This window comes from Kitasatospora sp. NPDC048545 (genome assembly GCF_040651155.1).
Classification (GTDB): Bacteria; Actinomycetota; Actinomycetes; order Streptomycetales; family Streptomycetaceae; genus Kitasatospora.
On sequence record NZ_JBEZIQ010000002.1, the window covers coordinates 76,442 to 92,572 of the forward strand.

15 protein-coding genes, 1 tRNA gene and 1 riboswitch are annotated in these 16,131 nt (G+C 73.1%); of the genes, 12 read left to right on the plus strand and 4 right to left on the minus strand.

Annotated elements, in window-relative coordinates; translation table 11 throughout:
- The first annotated feature begins 271 nt into the window (after positions 1-271).
- Positions 272-356: transfer RNA gene (locus tag AB0D10_RS02455), tRNA-Leu, on the plus strand.
- Positions 357-709: 353 nt separating this feature from the next.
- Positions 710-2,368 carry an APC family permease gene (locus AB0D10_RS02460; RefSeq protein WP_360249907.1) on the plus strand — a complete coding sequence of 553 codons (1,659 nt, stop codon included), beginning with the start codon at positions 710-712 and terminating at the stop codon, positions 2,366-2,368.
- 166 nt (positions 2,369-2,534) lie between these two features.
- Here the strand turns inward: AB0D10_RS02460 and AB0D10_RS02465 are convergent, their stop codons facing one another.
- Entirely contained in the window at positions 2,535-3,536 is a 1,002-nt protein-coding gene (locus tag AB0D10_RS02465) for a class I SAM-dependent methyltransferase (protein WP_360249910.1), read from the minus strand.
- Positions 3,537-4,133: 597 nt separating this feature from the next.
- Between AB0D10_RS02465 and AB0D10_RS02470 the strand changes: the two genes are divergently transcribed.
- Complete coding sequence (locus AB0D10_RS02470) at positions 4,134-5,576, plus strand: aldehyde dehydrogenase family protein (RefSeq protein WP_360249913.1); 1,443 nt, start codon at positions 4,134-4,136, stop codon at positions 5,574-5,576.
- Positions 5,577-5,669: 93 nt separating this feature from the next.
- Here AB0D10_RS02470 and AB0D10_RS02475 read toward each other — a convergent pair whose 3' ends face one another.
- The gene (locus tag AB0D10_RS02475; protein WP_360249916.1) at positions 5,670-7,127 is read right to left on the minus strand and encodes a glycine hydroxymethyltransferase; all 1,458 of its coding nucleotides are present in this window, start codon (positions 7,125-7,127) and stop codon (positions 5,670-5,672) included.
- Positions 7,128-7,147: 20 nt separating this feature from the next.
- A riboswitch (ZMP/ZTP riboswitch) is annotated at positions 7,148-7,244 on the minus strand.
- Positions 7,245-7,605: 361 nt separating this feature from the next.
- Between AB0D10_RS02475 and AB0D10_RS02480 the strand changes: the two genes are divergently transcribed.
- Together AB0D10_RS02480 and AB0D10_RS02485 are read left to right on the plus strand one after the other, a co-directional pair.
- Positions 7,606-8,016: a cytidine deaminase gene (locus AB0D10_RS02480; RefSeq protein WP_360249919.1), complete on the plus strand. Its 411-nt coding sequence runs from the start codon at positions 7,606-7,608 to the stop codon at positions 8,014-8,016.
- Between the two features lie 131 nt (positions 8,017-8,147).
- On the plus strand, positions 8,148-8,711 hold the full coding sequence (locus AB0D10_RS02485; protein ID WP_360249922.1) for an EF-hand domain-containing protein: 564 nt from the start codon (positions 8,148-8,150) through the stop codon (positions 8,709-8,711).
- 110 nt (positions 8,712-8,821) lie between these two features.
- Here the strand turns inward: AB0D10_RS02485 and AB0D10_RS02490 are convergent, their stop codons facing one another.
- A complete protein-coding gene (locus tag AB0D10_RS02490) occupies positions 8,822-9,397 on the minus strand; it encodes a TetR family transcriptional regulator (RefSeq protein WP_360249925.1) in 576 nt (191 codons plus the stop codon).
- A 251-nt stretch (positions 9,398-9,648) separates the two neighbouring features.
- Here AB0D10_RS02490 and AB0D10_RS02495 point away from each other — a divergent pair, with 251 nt between their 5' ends.
- Positions 9,649-10,275: a dihydrofolate reductase family protein gene (locus AB0D10_RS02495; RefSeq protein ID WP_360249928.1), complete on the plus strand. Its 627-nt coding sequence runs from the start codon at positions 9,649-9,651 to the stop codon at positions 10,273-10,275.
- On the opposite strand, the gene AB0D10_RS02500 is transcribed toward AB0D10_RS02495, so the two are convergent.
- Positions 10,214-11,323: an EamA family transporter gene (locus AB0D10_RS02500; RefSeq protein ID WP_360249931.1), complete on the minus strand. Its 1,110-nt coding sequence runs from the start codon at positions 11,321-11,323 to the stop codon at positions 10,214-10,216. The genes AB0D10_RS02495 and AB0D10_RS02500 overlap by 62 nt on opposite strands.
- 132 nt (positions 11,324-11,455) lie before the next feature.
- Between AB0D10_RS02500 and AB0D10_RS02505 the strand changes: the two genes are divergently transcribed.
- The 6 genes from AB0D10_RS02505 to AB0D10_RS02530 all read left to right on the plus strand — a co-directional run bounded on the left by AB0D10_RS02505 (position 11,456) and on the right by AB0D10_RS02530 (position 16,122).
- On the plus strand, positions 11,456-11,884 hold the full coding sequence (locus AB0D10_RS02505; protein ID WP_360249934.1) for a gamma-glutamylcyclotransferase family protein: 429 nt from the start codon (positions 11,456-11,458) through the stop codon (positions 11,882-11,884).
- Positions 11,885-12,251: 367 nt separating this feature from the next.
- Complete coding sequence (gene cbiE, locus AB0D10_RS02510) at positions 12,252-13,490, plus strand: precorrin-6y C5,15-methyltransferase (decarboxylating) subunit CbiE (RefSeq protein WP_360249937.1); 1,239 nt, start codon at positions 12,252-12,254, stop codon at positions 13,488-13,490.
- On the plus strand, positions 13,487-14,248 hold the full coding sequence (cobM, locus tag AB0D10_RS02515) for a precorrin-4 C(11)-methyltransferase (protein ID WP_360249940.1): 762 nt from the start codon (positions 13,487-13,489) through the stop codon (positions 14,246-14,248). The genes cbiE and cobM overlap by 4 nt, the downstream gene beginning before the upstream one ends.
- Positions 14,248-14,988, plus strand: coding sequence for a cobalt-precorrin-6A reductase (locus tag AB0D10_RS02520; protein WP_360250644.1), 741 nt, complete (start codon positions 14,248-14,250; stop codon positions 14,986-14,988). The genes cobM and AB0D10_RS02520 overlap by 1 nt, the downstream gene beginning before the upstream one ends.
- Before the next feature lie 78 nt (positions 14,989-15,066).
- Positions 15,067-15,570 carry a DinB family protein gene (locus tag AB0D10_RS02525; protein ID WP_360250647.1) on the plus strand — a complete coding sequence of 168 codons (504 nt, stop codon included), beginning with the start codon at positions 15,067-15,069 and terminating at the stop codon, positions 15,568-15,570.
- Between the two features lie 45 nt (positions 15,571-15,615).
- Positions 15,616-16,122, plus strand: coding sequence for a protein phosphatase (locus tag AB0D10_RS02530; RefSeq protein WP_360249943.1), 507 nt, complete (start codon positions 15,616-15,618; stop codon positions 16,120-16,122).
- The last annotated feature ends 9 nt before the right edge of the window (positions 16,123-16,131 follow it).

Below are 16,131 nucleotides of genomic sequence, written 5' to 3' on the forward strand. Positions count from 1 at the left end.
ATCGCGGCTGGTAGCGGAGTCGACCGGTTCCTTCGCGGTCGTCATCGGTTCGGCCGGGGTTCGAGCGCGTTCGCCAGCCGTACCAACCTGTGCGGCGGCCTCCCCGGCGGCCCGGGCGGGCTCCAGCCCCCGTCCGCACCGCAGGCCGGGCACCGGGCCGGGCACCGGGGTGCGGGCCCGAGGAACCGCAGGTGAGAAGCACTCCAGAACCCTGGTAATGTTCTCTCTGTCGCCGAGGGGGCGAGAGAAAAACCCCCGAAGCACACACCCTGTCCGGGTGGCGGAATGGCAGACGCGCTAGCTTGAGGTGCTAGTGCCCTTTATCGGGCGTGGGGGTTCAAGTCCCCCCTCGGACACAGCCGAATTCCCCGTGGGATCCGAAAGGAACCCACGGGGAATTTCTTTTTCCCCGGACGCCCCCGGGACGCTCTCCGAGCACTTCCCCGAGCACTTCCCGGCCGCTTCCCCCGATTGATCTGCGCAGGCCCCCGGCCACCACCGCCGGGATGGTGTGGCGCCGGTCTCTCCACGGGGGTCCGCCGGTCCGGAAACCGGACACGAGATGGCAACGATCGAACGGTTTGAGCTTCCCCTGAGGTATTCGCCCGTTTTTGGACCATAAGCTGCTGTGCGTTTGTCCGGAATACCGACTCAAAACCGCAAAAACACCGACACCACCCGATGAGCCCCGAGCGAAAGGACCGATACGTTGAGTGAGACCGAATCCTCGACGGCATCACACCAGAACTACCGCCGATCGCTCGGCACGATCAGCCTGACCGCGGTCGGGCTGGGGTCGATCATCGGATCCGGGTGGTTGTTCGGTGCCGAGCGCGCCGCCAAGCTCGCCGGGCCGGCCTCGATCCTCGCCTGGGTGATCGGCGCCGCGGTGGCCCTGACCATCGCCCTCACCTACAGCGAGCTGGGCTCGATGTTCCCCAAGGCCGGCGGCATGGTCCGGTACGGCCAGTACTCGCACGGCTCGCTGGCCGGCTACCTGGCCGCCTGGGCCAACTGGATCGCCATCGTCTCGGTCATCCCGGGCGAGGCCACCGCCTCCGTCCAGTACATGAGCTCCTGGCACTTCGGCTGGGCGAAGGGGCTCTACAACGGCCAGGAGCTCACCCTCAGCGGTGTGGCGTTCGCCAGCGTGCTGCTGCTCGTCTACTTCGCCCTCAACTGGTTCGCGATCACCCTGTTCGCCAAGACCAACACGGCGATCACCGTCTTCAAGGTCATCGTGCCGACGCTGACCGCCGGCGCGCTGCTCCTCGCGCACTTCGACACCGCGCACTTCACCGACCACGGCGGCTTCGCGCCGAACGGCTGGAGCGCGGTCTTCACCGCCGTCGCGGTCTCCGGCATCGTCTGGGCCTTCAACGGCTTCCAGTCGCCGCTCAACCTGGCCGGCGAGGCCAAGGACCCCGGCAAGTCGCTCCCGAAGGCCGTCATCGGCTCGATCCTGATCGCCCTGGTGATCTACGTCGCGCTGCAGATCGCCTTCCTCGGTGCCATCCCGGCCGCCGATCTGTCCAACGGCTGGAGCAGCCTCTCCTACACCTCGCCGCTGGCCGACCTGGCCATCGCCTGGGGCATCAACTGGCTGGCCATCCTGCTCTACGCGGACGCCTTCGTCTCGCCGTCCGGCACCGGCATGATCTACGCCGCCACCACCTCGCGCATGATCCACGGCGTGCAGGAGAACGGCCACCTGCCGAAGATCTTCGGCAAGGTCGACGCCAAGACCGGCATCCCGCGCCCGGCGCTGGTGCTCAACCTGGTGGTCGCCTTCCTCTTCCTCGCGGTCTTCCGCGGCTGGGGCTCGCTGGCCGAGATCGTCTCGGTGGCCACCGTGATCTCGTACATCACCGGCCCGGTCGCCGTCATGGCGCTGCGCCGCCTCGCCCCCGACCTGCCCCGGCCGGTCCGGCTGCGCGCCATGCCCGTCATCGCCCCGGTCGCGATGGTCTTCGGCTCGCTGGTGCTGTACTGGGCCCGCTGGCCGCTCACCGGCAAGGTCATCCTGCTGATGGCCGCCGGTCTGCCGATCTGGGCCTGGTACGAGCTGCGCAAGCCGTTCGCCGAGCTCAAGCCGCACCTCATGGCGGGCGCCTGGATGGTCGCCTACCTGTTCGTGATGGCGGGCGTGTCCTGGGCCGGCAGCAGCGACTTCGGCGGACACGGGTACCTGCCGGAGGGCTGGGACCTGCTGATCGTGGCCGCGATCGGTCTCGCGTTCTACTACTGGGGCGTCGCCAGCGCCTGGGCCAACCCCTCGCTGGCCGCCGTCCGGCAGGAGATGGCGGACGCGGAGCACGCCGGGGACGCTCCGGCGCCGGCCACGGCGGACGAGCTCTCGCGGGTCTGAACCCGCGCTCACGGCGCCGCGCCGACGGCGAGGCGTCGCAGGCCGAAGGGCCGGTCGGATGTTCCGACCGGCCCTTCGGCGTTCCCGCGGCGCGCGGCGTCGGCGACAGTCCGTGGCGGCGCGGTGAGGTGCTCCCGCAGTGCGGTGCTCCCGCGGGCGGGGACCGTCAGCCGCGGCGGGCCCGGCGGATGGCGGTGGTGACGACGGGCGGGAGGAGGTCCCGGGCCGCGCGCTTGGCGACGTTGACGGGGCGGCGTGCCTCCGCGGCCCGGGCCCGGCGGGCGGCCAGGTCGCCGACGGCCTCGTCGCGGGCCGACCGGAGCGCCCGGTCGGCCTCCACCGCGGACTGCTCAGCCTCGCGGCGGGCCGACTCGGCGGCCAGCCGGCCGTGGTGGCGCGAGCCGCGGAACCGCTCGATGCCCTCCGAGTCCCCGGTCATCCGCAGCACCGGGCGACCGTTGAGGGTCTCGGAACTCAGCTGACAGCCCGCCGCAAGGTCGATCCGGTCCAGCAGTTCGCGCTGGAAGGGCTCCGGGTCGCCCCAGGTGCCGTAGAACTTGCACTCGGTGAGCAGGATCGGCTTCAACCCGTGGTTGAACACGGCCTCCCAGGTCGCGGCCGCCACTCCGGGGGTGTGCTGCGAGCGGTAGTCGTCCAGCACCACGACGCCTTGCTCCTGCAGGGCGACCCGGGCCACCTGGAGGTCCCCCACGACGTGCTCGTACAGGTGGGAGGCGTCGATGTGGATGAACCGGAACGCGCCGACGGGGACCTTCCCGCCGGCCAGGACCGAGGTCGGCGCCTGGATGATCTCCGGCAGCTCGTCGTGGAAGGACAGGTAGTTGCTCTCGAAGGCCGAGCGGGTCAGCGTCTTCCGGTAGGAGAGGTCCATCTCGGCGGCGTTCTCGTCGTCGGGCGCGTCCGAATCGAAGAGGTCACAGACGGTGAACGTCTCGCCGGGCTGGAGGTGCTCGCCGATCACGATCGCGCTGCGGCCGAGGTAGGCCCCCATCTCCATCAGGTCACCGGTGACGCCGGTCTTCTCCTGCCGCCCCAGGAACCATTCGAAGGAATGCCGGTCGTGGTCCCAGAACCACCCGGGGACGTCGTCCAGGCTCGCCGGCTCGGTGGTGTGCTGCGACTCGCCCGACAACGCGGCGTCGGTCATGGAAGCTCCTTCGGGGCACGGGTGGACCGGTGGATCTCTCACCGGACCTCAGCGGGAGGGGAGTTCCGGGGCGGTCGCGGTACGCGCCGGCCCCGACCGTGCGCAGCACGTCGAGACGTCGTCAGCAGTATTCCCCCGCCGCTGAGTTCACAGCAATGTACCTGCGTACCGACCACTGTGTGGAGGTCTTCGCGCGGGGAGTTTCCGGAACCGTCACCGAACCACCGGAAGGTGAACACGGTGGTCGTCGGACGGGGATTCCTCATGTCCCGTTCGATGCCTCCGCATGACCGGTTCGGGGACGATCCCGGTGTCGGCTCCGCACCCGGCGCCGGCGTGCCGGCACCCCGGCGTGCCGGTCGCCGCGCGCCACGGGGACAGGTTGCCGCGCGACACGGGGACCGGCAACTCGGAGGGCGCCGGGGGCGGCACCGGCCCGGGTGCCGATCCGTTCGACGCGTGCGCCGGGCGGTTCGGCCCGCGGTGACCGGCAAGTCTGCCGGGCCGGACCGGCTCTTGCGCGCGCCCGCCCGGGCCGTTTTGACTGGCCTCCGACGAGCGCCGTCGGTCAAACGGCTGAGCAGATGAGCTGAGCAGATGAGGGGACAATCGGTGCAGCAGTACGCGGAGTACAGCGACCAGTACATCGACGGGGCCTGGCGGCCCTCCGGGGACCCCGGCTCGATAGCAGTACTGAACCCTGCCACCGAGCAGGTGCTCGCCACGGTGCCGGCCGGCGGGACGGCCGACGTCGACGCGGCGGTGACGGCAGCCCGCCGGGCCGCCCGGTGCTGGGCCGCGACCACCCGCGAGGAGCGGCTGGACCTGCTGACCAGGCTGCGGGACGGCCTCGACGCCGCACAGAACGAGATCACCGAGACGGTGGTCGCCGAACTCGGCGCCCCGGTCGGCTTCACCGCCGCCGTCCACGCCGGGCTGCCGCTGACCGTGGCGACCTCCTACCTGACCCTGCTCGCCGAGCACCCCTTCGAGGAGCGCATCGGCAACTCGGTGGTGCACGCCGAGCCGGCCGGCGTCGTCGCCGCGATCACCCCGTGGAACTACCCGCTGCACCAGATCGTCGCCAAGGTCGTCCCCGCGCTCGCGGCCGGCTGCCCGGTGGTCCTCAAGCCCGCCGAGGACACCCCGCTGGTGGCCCGGCTGTTCGCCCGGCTGGTGCACGAAGCCGGTTTCCCGGCCGGGGTGTTCAACCTGGTCACCGGCACCGGGGAGCTGGCGGGCGCGGCGCTCGTCGCCCACCCGCAGGTGGACGTGGTGTCCTTCACCGGCTCCACCGCCGTCGGCCGCCAGGTCGCCGAGACCGCCGGCCGGGGCCTCAAGCGGGTCGCGCTGGAACTCGGCGGCAAGTCGGCCAACGTGGTGCTGCCCGGCGCCAACATCACCCGCGCCGTCAAGAACAACGTCGCCGGCGTCTTCGCCAACTCCGGCCAGACCTGCAGCGCCCTGACCCGCCTCCTGGTGCACGAGGACCAGTACGAGGAGGCCGTCACGCGGGCCGCCAAGGCCGCCGCCCAGTACGTGCCCGGCGACCCGACCGACCCGCAGACCCGGATCGGGCCGGTGGTCAACGCCAAGCAGCTGGCCCGGGTGCGCGGCTACATCGACGGCGCGCTCGCCGAGGGCGCCCGGCTCGTCGTCGGCGGCTCGGAACCCGTCGCCGAACTGCCCACCGGCTTCTACGTCCGCCCGACCGTGCTCGCCGACGTGACGCCGGAGATGGCGGTCGCCCAGGAGGAGGTCTTCGGCCCGGTCCTGGTCATCCTCGCCTACCGCGACGAGGACCACGCCGTCGAGCTGGCCAACGGCACCCCGTACGGCCTGGCCGGCGGCGTCTGGGCCCGCGACACCGACACCGCCGCCGCCTTCGCCCGCCGCCTCGACACCGGCCAGGTCGACCTCAACGGTGGCCGCTTCAACCCTCTCGCCCCCTTCGGCGGCTTCAAGAACTCCGGTCTCGGCCGCGAACTGGGGCGCCACGGGCTGGAAGAGTTCCTGCAGTACAAGTCGTTGCAGTACTGACCGGACCGGCACGGGATCGGGATCGTCGCCCGGGGCGCCGGGACGGGCCCTGAGCCCCGGGCTGCCGGGGATGCGGCAGCCCGGGGGTGTCGGTCAGGCGAGATCGATGCCCGGGTAGAGCGGGTAGGGGGTGAGGAGGTCGGCGGCGCGCTTGGCCGTGGCGTCGCGGAGGGCGGGGTCGAGGGCGTAGCCGGCCTTGGACGGGGTGCCGTTGGCGGCGGTGGTGGGGGTGGTGGCGCGCAGGACGGTGTCGATCAGCTCGGCGATCTCGTCCATCTCGGCGGTGCCGAGACCGCGGGTGGTCAGGGCCGGGGTGCCGAGGCGGACGCCGGAGGTGTACCAGGCGCCGTTCGGGTCCTGCGGGACGGAGTTGCGGTTGGTGACGATGCCCGAGTCGAGGAGTGCCGCCTCGGCCTGGCGGCCGGTCAGGCCGTAGCCGGAGACGTCGGCGAGGACGAGGTGGTTGTCGGTGCCGCCGGTGACCAGCGTGCCGCCGCGGCGCAGCAGGCCCTCGGCGAGGGCCCGGGCGTTGGCGACGACGGCGTGGGCGTAAGCCTGGAACTCGGGGCGGCGAGCCTCGGCGAGGGCGACGGCCTTGGCGGCCATGACGTGCGAGAGCGGGCCGCCGAGCACCAGCGGGCAGCCGCGGTCGACGTGTTCGGCCAGCTCGGAGGTGCAGAGCACCATGCCGCCGCGCGGGCCGCGCAGGGACTTGTGGGTGGTCGTGGTGACGATGTGGGCGTGCTGGACCGGGTCGTGGTCGCCGGTGAGCACCTTGCCCGCGACCAGGCCGGCGAAGTGCGCCATGTCGACCATGAGGGTGGCGCCGACCTCGTCGGCGATCTCGCGCATCGTGCGGAAGTTCACCAGGCGCGGGTAGGCGGAGTAGCCGGCCACGATGATCAGCGGGCGGAACTCGCGGGCGGTCTCGCGCAGCGCGTCGTAGTCGAGCAGGCCGGTGGCCGGGTCGGTGCCGTAGCTGCGCTGCTCGAACATCTTGCCCGAGATGTTGGGGCGGAAGCCGTGGGTGAGGTGGCCGCCGGTGTCCAGGGACATGCCGAGCATGCGCTGGTTGCCGAGGTCCCGGCGCAGCTGCGCCCAGTCCTCCTCGGTGAGGTCGTTGACGTTGCGGACCCGGGCGCGTTCCAGGGCCGGGCTCTCGACCCGCTGGGAGAGGACGGCCCAGAAGGCGGTGAGGTTGGCGTCGATGCCGGAGTGCGGCTGGACGTAGGCGTGGTCGGCGCCGAAGAGTTCGCGGGCGTGCTCGGCGGCGATGGACTCGACGGTGTCGACGTTGCGGCAGCCGGCGTAGAAGCGGCGGCCGACGGTGCCCTCGGCGTACTTGTCGCTGAGCCAGTTGCCCATGGTGAGGAGGACGGCCGGGGAGGCGTAGTTCTCGCTGGCGATCAGCTTGAGCGAGGCGCGCTGGTCGGCGAGTTCCCGGCCGATGGCGGCGGCGATCCGCGGTTCGACGCCGGCGACCACGTCGAGGGCGCTGCGGAAGGCGGTGTCGGCGGCGGGGGTCGCGGCGGTGTGGGGCTGCTGGGCCAAGGCGGTCTCCTGGTGGGGATACGGATGGCCCAGGCGCTCGGCAACTTCACGTGAGGTTTCACGAGGCCGCTTCCCGATGGTTGATTCCATCCCTGCGCGCCAGTCGCAGCCCACCGGGAGCCTACCAACACCGGACGGACTGTGGCGGAGGTCTCGGAATGCGGGACAGCCGAACCGGTTTGCAGGCTTATGTCCGGTCTCCTGCAACGCCGGCGGTGCACCGAAATGAAGCCTCCACTCCGATCTGATGTCGCTCGAACGGCCCACGGGAAACCCCCGGGGACCGGTCCGGAAATGCGGGTTGAGCGGGCCGTACGGGTCCTGGAAGACGAGCTGGATCTCGCGGCCGAGCCGGCGGCGCAGCTCCCGGTCCGGGCGCACCAGGACTCCCGCAGGGCTCAGGAAAGCACTGGAACGATCAGGGGCGGGTGGATCATGATCGGATCCCGTCGGATCCGATCGAGGAGGGGCAACCACCATGTCCACCCATGACCACCCGCCCGTGGACACGGAGCTCGTCGCGGCCGCCCGGGAGGTGGCCCGGCGGTACGCGCGGGGCGACAACCACACCGTGGCGGCCGCCGGGCGCAACGCCGACGGGCGGATCGTCACCGCCCTGAACGCCTACCACTTCACCGGCGGGCCGTGCGCCGAGCTGGTGCTCATCGGGGCGGCGGCCGGGCAGGGCGCGTACGAGCTCACCACCGTCGTGGCGGTCGGCGACCGGGAGCGTGGGGTGATCCCGCCGTGCGGTCGCTGCCGCCAGGCGCTGCTGGACTACTTTCCGGACCTGCGGATCATCGTCGGGCAGGGGTCCGCGCTGCGCACCGTCCCGGTGCGGGACCTGCTGCCGGAGACGTACGTCTGGGCCGACCACCAGGAGGACTGACGGGCGGGCGGCGCCGGGACGGACCGGCACGGCCGTTCGCCGTTCGTTCAGCTGCGCGAGCGCGGCTCAAGGGGTTAGCGTGCAGGCGATATGACGTAGGAGAGCCAGGAATCGCCAGCCGAGGGGGCACATTGTCGGACGACCTGCTCATCGCAAAGATCAACCACGGTTTCGATCACCTCGACGCCGACGGCGACGGACTCATCACCGAACGGGACCACGTCCTGATGGGCCACTCGGTGGCCCGCTCGCTCGGCCACCAGGAAGGCTCGGAGGCGGAGGCCGTCATCGTCCGCGCCTACCTGACGATCTGGCACGACCTGCACCTCGCCCGGCTGCCCGCCGGCACCGAGGCGATCACCCGCGACCAGTTCGTCGCCTCGACCGGGTCGCTCGCCGACGACCCCGAAGCCGCCCGGGACAGCCTCGGCGCACTCGCCGAGGCCTTCCTCGCCGTCGCCGACGCCGACCGCAGCGGAACCATCGACGCCGGCGAGTTCTTCGTCTTCCAGCGCGGCCACTTCGCGGGCCTCTGCCGCGACGACGCCGACGAGGCCTTCCGCCACCTCGACACCGACGGCGACGGCGTCCTGTCCGCGGCCGAGTTCACCACCGCGATCATCGAGTACTGGACCAGCCGCGACCCCGACGCACCCGGCAACTGGTGGACGGGCAAGCCGCCGCACGCCCTCTGACCCGAAGGCTCCGTCCACCCCGAGGCGCCGACCCGGCGCCCCGGCGACCCGCCCCCGCGAACCGGACGCGCGAACCCGACGCGCGGGGGCGACCGCTGCCCCCGGCGTGGTCAGACCGCCGGGACGATCCGCTCGACGATGGTGTCGATCAGCGCCGCCAGGCCGTCGACGCCCAACACCTCGGGCAGGGTGAGGTGTTCGAGGATCAGGCCGGTCATGGCGAGGTAGAGCACGAGGACGGTCTCGCGGTCGCCGGGGAAGCCCTCGTCCAGGTGGTAGGCGACGTTGGCCTCCAGGTCGTCCCGGATGGTGCCGGTGAGCTGGGTCCTCAGGTCCGGGCGGCGGGTCGCCTCCAGCCGTAGTTCCAGCATCGCCAGGTAGCCGGCCCGGTCGGCGGTGATGCGGCGGATCAGCTCGTGCATCAGGGCGGTGACCAGGGCGCGGTCCCGGGGGGCGCGCATCAGTTCGTCGAGGATCGCCGGGTCCGGGACGAGCCGGTGGTGGATGTGCCGGGCGGTCTGGTGGAGCAGGTGGTCCCGGCTGGCGAAGTAGTTGGAGGCCGTGCCCTTGGGGACGCCGGCCTCGACGTCGACCGCGCGGAAGGTGAGGCCGCGGGCGCCGTCGCGGGCGAGGACCTCGATGGCGGCGTCGGCGAGGGCGGTGCGGCGGGCTGGGTTCTGGACCATGGGCCGATTCTCCCCCCTGTGACGTCGAGGGCTCGGGGCGGTACCGGATCGGGGCCGGTATCGGATCAGGGCCGCTATCGGATCGGGGCGGTACGGCATCGGGACCGCGTGAAATCGGACCGCGTGGGATTCGAGCGGCACACCCCTAGCAACCACTACGCACGGAGTACTATAGTTGTCGTGGTTCGCCAAGCAGGCCGGTCCCGGCCCGCACCGCGCCCCGATCCCGTTCCTCGACCCCAAGGACCTGCATGCGCAAGCTCACCTACTTCGTCGGCGCCAGCATCGACGGCTTCATCGCGGCCCCGGACGGCGACTTCGGCTTCTTCATGCCGTACGTGACCGAGGACTACGCCCCGACGCTCCACAGCGAGTACCCCGAGACCATCCCCACCTTCGGCCGGGCGGCGGTCGGCATCGCCGACGCCCCCAACAAGCGCTTCGACACCGTGCTCATGGGCCGCGGCACCTACGAGCCGGGGATCCGGCTCGGAATCGCCAACCCCTACGCCCACCTGCGGCAGATCGTCTTCTCCCGCACCCTCGGCACCAGCCCGGACCCTGCGGTCGAGCTCACCGCCGAGGACCCGCTGAGCGTCGTCCGCCGCCTGAAGGCGGAGGACGGGCTCGGCATCTGGCTCTGCGGCGGTGCCGACCTGGCCGGTCAGCTGCTGCCCGAGATCGACGAGCTGATCGTCAAGCAGTACCCGGTGGTGATCGGCTCGGGCATCCCGCTGTTCGCTCCGGGCGCCGGCTTCACGCCCCGCGCCTTCACCCTCACCGACAGCCGGGTCTTCGAGCGCGGCAACGTCGTGCTCACCTACGAGCGGACGGCTCCGACCCGCGACGCCCGGGACGACGCCCGGGACGCCGGCTGACGCTCACCACCAGGCAGACGCCCGCGACCACGATCCCCCCGCCCGCCAGGGTGGGGCCGGTCAGCGGCTCGGCCAGGATCAGCCAGCCCAGCAGCACCGCCACCACCGGATTCACGTACGCGTAGGTGGCGACCAGCGTCAGCGGCGCGGAGCGCAGCAGCCAGGCGTACGCGGTGAAAGCGAGCAGCGAGCCGAACAGCACCAGGTAGGCGAGGGCCAGCCAGGACCGGCCGGACACGGCCGCCAGGTCCAGCCCCCGCTGCTCGCCGCGGACCAGTCCGATCAGCAGGTTGCAGAACCCGCCGGCCAGCATCTGGTAGGCGCTCGCGGCGAGCACGTTGCCCGGCATCGGGACCTTCTTGCTCGCGAACGAGCCGGCCGCCCACAACAGCGTGGCGCAGATGATCAGGACCACGCCGAGCGGCGCGACGGACCCGCCGATCGCCGGGGCCGACAGCACGCCGAGGCCGACCAGGCCGAGCAGCACCCCGGCGAGCTCGGCGGCCTTCGGGCGCTCGCCGCCGAAGGCCGTCAGCACCACCATCCACAGCGGGACGGCCGCCACCAGCAGGGCGGCCAGGCCGGAGGGGACGGAGGTCTCGCCCAGGACCACCAGTCCGTTGCCGCCGGTCAGCAGCAGCAGGCCGACCAGAGCGGCGGAGGCCAGCTGCCGCCCGCTCACCTTCAGCCCGGCCGGACCCTGACGCACCAGCAGGTAGCCGACCAACAGGAAGCCCGCGATGAGGAAGCGGGCGGCGGCGGAGAGGAAGGAGGGCATCGTCTCCACCGCGATCCGGATCGCGAGGTAGGTCGAGCCCCAGACGATGTAGACCACGGCGAGGGCCAGCCAGACCGCGCCGCCGAGGCGGCCGGCGGGGCGGGGGTCGGCGGGCGGGGGCGGGCCGACGGTGGCGGTCTTCGTGAGGGCCACGGGGGGTACGTCGGCAGGGGGTGCGTCGGCGGGACTCCCGGGGGTGGCGGGGGTCGCGGCGGTCGTGGGGGTGGCACCGGCGGTGGTGGCCGGCTGGGAGGAGGCGGGCGATGTCATGTGTGTCCCCCTTGGACGGTGCTGGCCGAACATCCGATATGACAGCGCATGACCGGCCCGGCGCGCCAGTCGGTATCACGAACCGGACCGGAGGACGTACCGTGGGCGCTCCCCGGTGAGGAGGTCGAACCCGTGTCCGCGTCCGAGGAGGAGCTGCCGTTCTTCGTCTACGGCACTCTGCGCAGCGGCGGCCGCAACCACGCCGCACACCTGGCCGGACGCTGCGCCGACGTCCGGCCGGCCGTGCTGGACGGCGCCGCGCTGCACGAGGGCCCCGGCTTTCCGTACGCGGTGCTCGACGCGACGCCCGGGCGGCGGATCGTGGGCGAGCTGATCACCGTGCGCCCGGGCGCCTACGCCGGAGCACTCGCCGCCCTCGACCTGCTGGAGGAGTGCCAGGCGGACGGGACAGGGCTGTACGTGCGGCAGCGGATGGCGGTCCGGACGGCGGTGCCGGGCGGGCGGCGGGACGCGTGGGTCTATCTGGCCGGACCGGACGCCGAAGCCCGGCTGCGCGAGCGGCCGGCACTGATCGCTTCGGGGGACTGGGCGGACCGGTGACCGGGTGCGACAGGTGAGCGGCGCAGAAGGTGAACGGTGCAGCGGGTGAACGGGGATGGGCGACGGATCGCGTGTGACGGATCGCGGCTGACAGATCACAGCTGACAGCTTTCAGCGAACAGATGATGAAATCTGACATCTGAAACCCGTCGACCGTCAGCCGCCCGAGCCCCCGCCCCCACCGGACCCGGTCCGGACGGACCGGCCGCCAGGGCCGCCCCGTTACCCTCCGGATACCGCCAGGTAGGCTGCCCCGGCCGGCAGGATCGCCGGCCCCAGGACCCCGGGACCTCAGGACCGCGAGACCCCAGGACCGCGGGACCACGAGTCGCGACAACCGCAGGATCGAACGACGAGGAGCCACCCGGTGCCCGAGCTGCCACCCCCGATCACCGTCGTCGGGATCGGGGCCGACGGCTGGCCCGGCCTCGCCGCCACCGCCCGGGCCGCGCTCCGGGAGGCCGACGTGGTCATCGGCGGCCCCCGCCAGCTGGACCTGCTCCCCCGGGAGGAGGTCACCGCCGAGCGCGTCCCCTGGCCCTCCCCGCTGCGCCCGGCCGTCCCCGGACTGCTCGCCGCCCACGCCGACCGCCGCGTCGCCGTCCTGGCCAGCGGCGACCCGATGTTCTTCGGCATCGGCCGCACCCTGGCCGAGACCATCGGGGCCGAGCGGCTGCGCGTCCTGCCGCACCCCTCCTCCGTCTCCTACGCCTGTGCCCGGCTCGGCTGGCCGCTGGAGGCGACCGAGGTGGTCAGCCTGGTCGGCCGTCCGCCGGCCACCCTCGCGCTCGCCCTCCACCCCGGCCGCCGCCTGCTGGTGCTCAGCGCCGACGCCGCCACCCCGGCCGCCGTCGCCGCCCTGCTCACCGAGCGCGGCTACGGCACCGCCCGCCTGCGCGTGCTCGAAAAGCTCGGCCACGCGCGCGAACGGCAGTTCCACGGCCCCGCCGACGGCTGGCCGCACCCGCCGGGCGACCCGCTGAACCTGATCGCCGTCGAGCTCGGCGACGGCCCCCGCACCTCCCTCGTCCCCGGCCTGCCCGACACCGCGTACGAGAGCGACGGCCAGCTGACCAAGCGGCACGTCCGCGCCGCCACCCTCGCCACGCTCGCCCCCTCCCCCGGCGAGTTGCTCTGGGACGTCGGCGGCGGCTCGGGCTCGATCGCCGTCGAGTGGCTGCGCGCCCACCGCGACTGCCGGGCGGTCAGCGTCGAGCGCGACCCGGTGCGCGCCGGGCGGATCGCCCGCAACGCCGCCGCGCTCGGCGTGCCGCGGCTGCGCGTGGTGACCGGCCCCGCGCCCGCAGCCCTCGACGGACTCCCCACCCCGGACGCCGTGTTCGTCGGCGGCGGCCTCACCGCGCCCGGCCTGCTGGAGGCTTGCTGGGCGGCGCTGCGCCCGGGAGGCCGGCTGGTCGCCAACACCGTGACCCTGGAGTCCGAGGCGCTGCTGACCGAGTGGTACCGGCGGCACGGCGGCGAGCTCGTGAAACTGGCCGTCTCCCACGCCGTCCCGGTGGGCGGCTTCACCGGGTGGCGCCAGGCCATGCCGGTCACCCAGTGGTCCGCCGTCAGGACCGACACCCCCCAGGAGGACGCCTCGTGACCGTCTACTTCATCGGAGCCGGCCCGGGTGCCGCCGACCTGATCACCCTGCGCGGCCAGCGCATCCTGGCCCGCACCGAGGTCTGCCTGTTCGCCGGCAGCCTGGTCCCGCGCGAGCTGCTGGACGAGTGCCCGCCCGGCGCGCTGCTCGTCGACACCGCCCAGATGACCCTGGACCGCATCGTCGAGCGGATGGCGCGCGCCCACCACGAGGGCAAGGACGTCGCCCGGCTGCACTCCGGCGACCCGTCCGTGTTCTCCGCCGTCGCCGAGCAGATGCGCCGCCTCGACGCGGCCGGCATCCCCTACGAGGTCGTCCCCGGCGTGCCCGCCTTCGCCGCCGCCGCGGCCGCGCTGAAGCGGGAGTTGACGGTGCCGACCGTGGGCCAGACCGTCATCCTCACCCGGATCGCCAAGCGCGCCACCCCGATGCCCGAGGGCGAGGACCTCGACACCCTCGGCCGCAGCGGCGCCCTGCTGGTGCTGCACCTGGCCGCCGGGTACGTGGACGACGTGGTCGAGCAGCTGCTCCCGCGCTACGGCGCCGACTGCCCGGCCGCCGTCGTCGCGATGGCGAGCCGCCCGGACGAGCTGGTGCTGCGCGGCACGGTCGGCGACATCGCCGAGCAGGTCAAGGCGGCGGGCGTGGTCCGCACGGCCGTCATCATCGTCGGCCGGACCCTGGCCGCCGAGCACTTCCGGGACAGCCACCTCTACTCGGCGGACCGCGAACGCCCGCACGAGCCCTGCGGGGCGTGATGCGCCACCTGCTGATCCTCGGCGGGACGACCGAGGGGCGGACGCTGGCCGCAGCCCTCGACGGCCGCCCGGCCCTGCGGGTCACCAGCTCGCTGGCCGGCCGGGTCGCCGAGCCCCGGCTGCCCGCCGGGGAGGTGCGGATCGGCGGCTTCGGCGGCCCGGACGGCCTGGCCGACTGGCTGCGCGCCGAACGGGTGGACGCCGTCGTCGACGCCACCCACCCGTTCGCCGCCGGCATCTCGCACAACGCCGCCCTGGCGTCCGCCGCCGTCGGCGTACCGCTGCTGGTGCTGCGCCGCCCCGGCTTCACCCGCGTCGACGGGGACCACTGGCTCCCCGTGCCGTCGCTCGCCGCGGCGGCCGACCTGCTGCCTCGGCGCGGCGAGCGGGTCTTCCTGACCACCGGGCGGCAGAGCGTCGCCGCCTTCGCCCACCTCGACGGGGTCCACTTCCTCGCCCGCTCGGTCGACCCGCCCGAGCCGCCGCTGCCGCCGTCCTTCGAAGTCCTGCTGGACCGGGGCCCGTTCACGATCGAGGGCGAGCTGGCGCTGCTGCGCGCGCACGACATCGACGTCGTGGTCACCAAGGACAGCGGCGGCGCCGCGACCGCGCCCAAGCTCACCGCTGCCCGCGGGCTGCGGCTGCCCGTCATCGTCGTGGAGCGTCCGCCGGTGCCGGACGGCGTGCCGGTGGTGACGGACGTCGAGGGCGCGCTGCGCTGGCTGGAGCGGTCGGGCTGAGCCCGGTCCGTGGAATGCCGGGCGAACCCGCCGACCGCCCGGCAGGATGACCCCATGACCGACGCCCAGCGCACCGAGATGACCGCCGACCGGCGCACCGAGACCCCGCGGACCGCCGACGAACGCACCACCCTGGCAGGCTTCCTGGACTTTCAGCGCGACACCCTCGCGATGAAGTGCGCGGGCCTGACCACCGAGCAGCTCCGGGCCCGGGCGCTGGAGCCCTCCGCCCTGTCGCTGCTCGGTCTGGTCCGGCACCTCGCCGAGGTGGAGCGCGGCTGGTTCCGCAACGTCCTCGACGGCGAAGGGCTGCCCGGGTTCCGGAAGCACCCCGACGGCTCCTTCGCCGAGTTCGACGTGAAGGAGGCCGACCCGGACGAGGCCTTCGCGATCTGGCACCGCGAGTGCGACCGCGCCCGGGAACTCGTCGCCGCCGCAGAGTCGTTGGACGTCCTGGGCCACCACGGCGAGGAGGTCTTCTCGCTGCGCTGGATCCTCACCCACATGATCGAGGAGTACGCCCGCCACAACGGCCACGCCGACCTGCTGCGCGAACACCTCGACGGCAGCACCGGCGAGTAGCCCCCGGGCCGGGGGCCGGGCGGGCCGACGGAGAGGGAGCAGGTCGTGCGGACCCGCCGGAAGGAACGCGGCACCCCCGGGCCGTCGGAGCCCTGGAACGAGATCGCCCCCGGGCTCTGGATGGGCGGGCACTACTTCACCCCGCCCGGCGGCGATCTGGAACCCGCCGTCGTCCGCGACGAGTTCGACCTGGTGGTCAGCCTGTTCACGCTCCCGGGGCACGGCCCGGCGCCGTGGGTGGAACACGTCGTCCGGGAGGTGCCCGACGCCCCGCTCTCCCCCAGTCGACTGGAGGCCGTGCGGGAGGCGGCGGAGCTCACGGCGGAGGCCGTCCGCCGGGGCCGCCGGACGCTGGTGCGCTGCCACTCGGGCTACAACCGTTCGGGCCTGGTGGTGGCGCAGGCCCTGGTCGGCCTGGGCCTGGACACCGGCGAGGCGGTCCGGCTGATCCGGGAACGGCGGTCGCCCTGGGCACTGAACAACCCGGTGTTCGTGGACTACCTGGACACCGGGTTGGACGTGGCCATCCTGCTGACCGGGCTCACCGGTTGAGTCCGGACG

Excerpts from the sequence above, each read along its gene's own strand:
- AB0D10_RS02465 (WP_360249910.1), bottom strand. The coding sequence starts at position 3,536 with ATGACCGACGCCGCGTTGTCGGGCGAGTCGCAGCACACCACCGAGCCG.
- AB0D10_RS02470 (WP_360249913.1), top strand. The coding sequence starts at position 4,134 with ATGAGGGGACAATCGGTGCAGCAGTACGCGGAGTACAGCGACCAGTAC.
- AB0D10_RS02480 (WP_360249919.1), top strand. The coding sequence starts at position 7,606 with ATGTCCACCCATGACCACCCGCCCGTGGACACGGAGCTCGTCGCGGCC.
- AB0D10_RS02490 (WP_360249925.1), bottom strand. The coding sequence starts at position 9,397 with ATGGTCCAGAACCCAGCCCGCCGCACCGCCCTCGCCGACGCCGCCATC.
- AB0D10_RS02495 (WP_360249928.1), top strand. The coding sequence starts at position 9,649 with ATGCGCAAGCTCACCTACTTCGTCGGCGCCAGCATCGACGGCTTCATC.
- AB0D10_RS02500 (WP_360249931.1), bottom strand. The coding sequence starts at position 11,323 with ATGACATCGCCCGCCTCCTCCCAGCCGGCCACCACCGCCGGTGCCACC.
- AB0D10_RS02520 (WP_360250644.1), top strand. The coding sequence starts at position 14,248 with ATGCGCCACCTGCTGATCCTCGGCGGGACGACCGAGGGGCGGACGCTG.
- AB0D10_RS02525 (WP_360250647.1), top strand. The coding sequence starts at position 15,067 with ATGACCGCCGACCGGCGCACCGAGACCCCGCGGACCGCCGACGAACGC.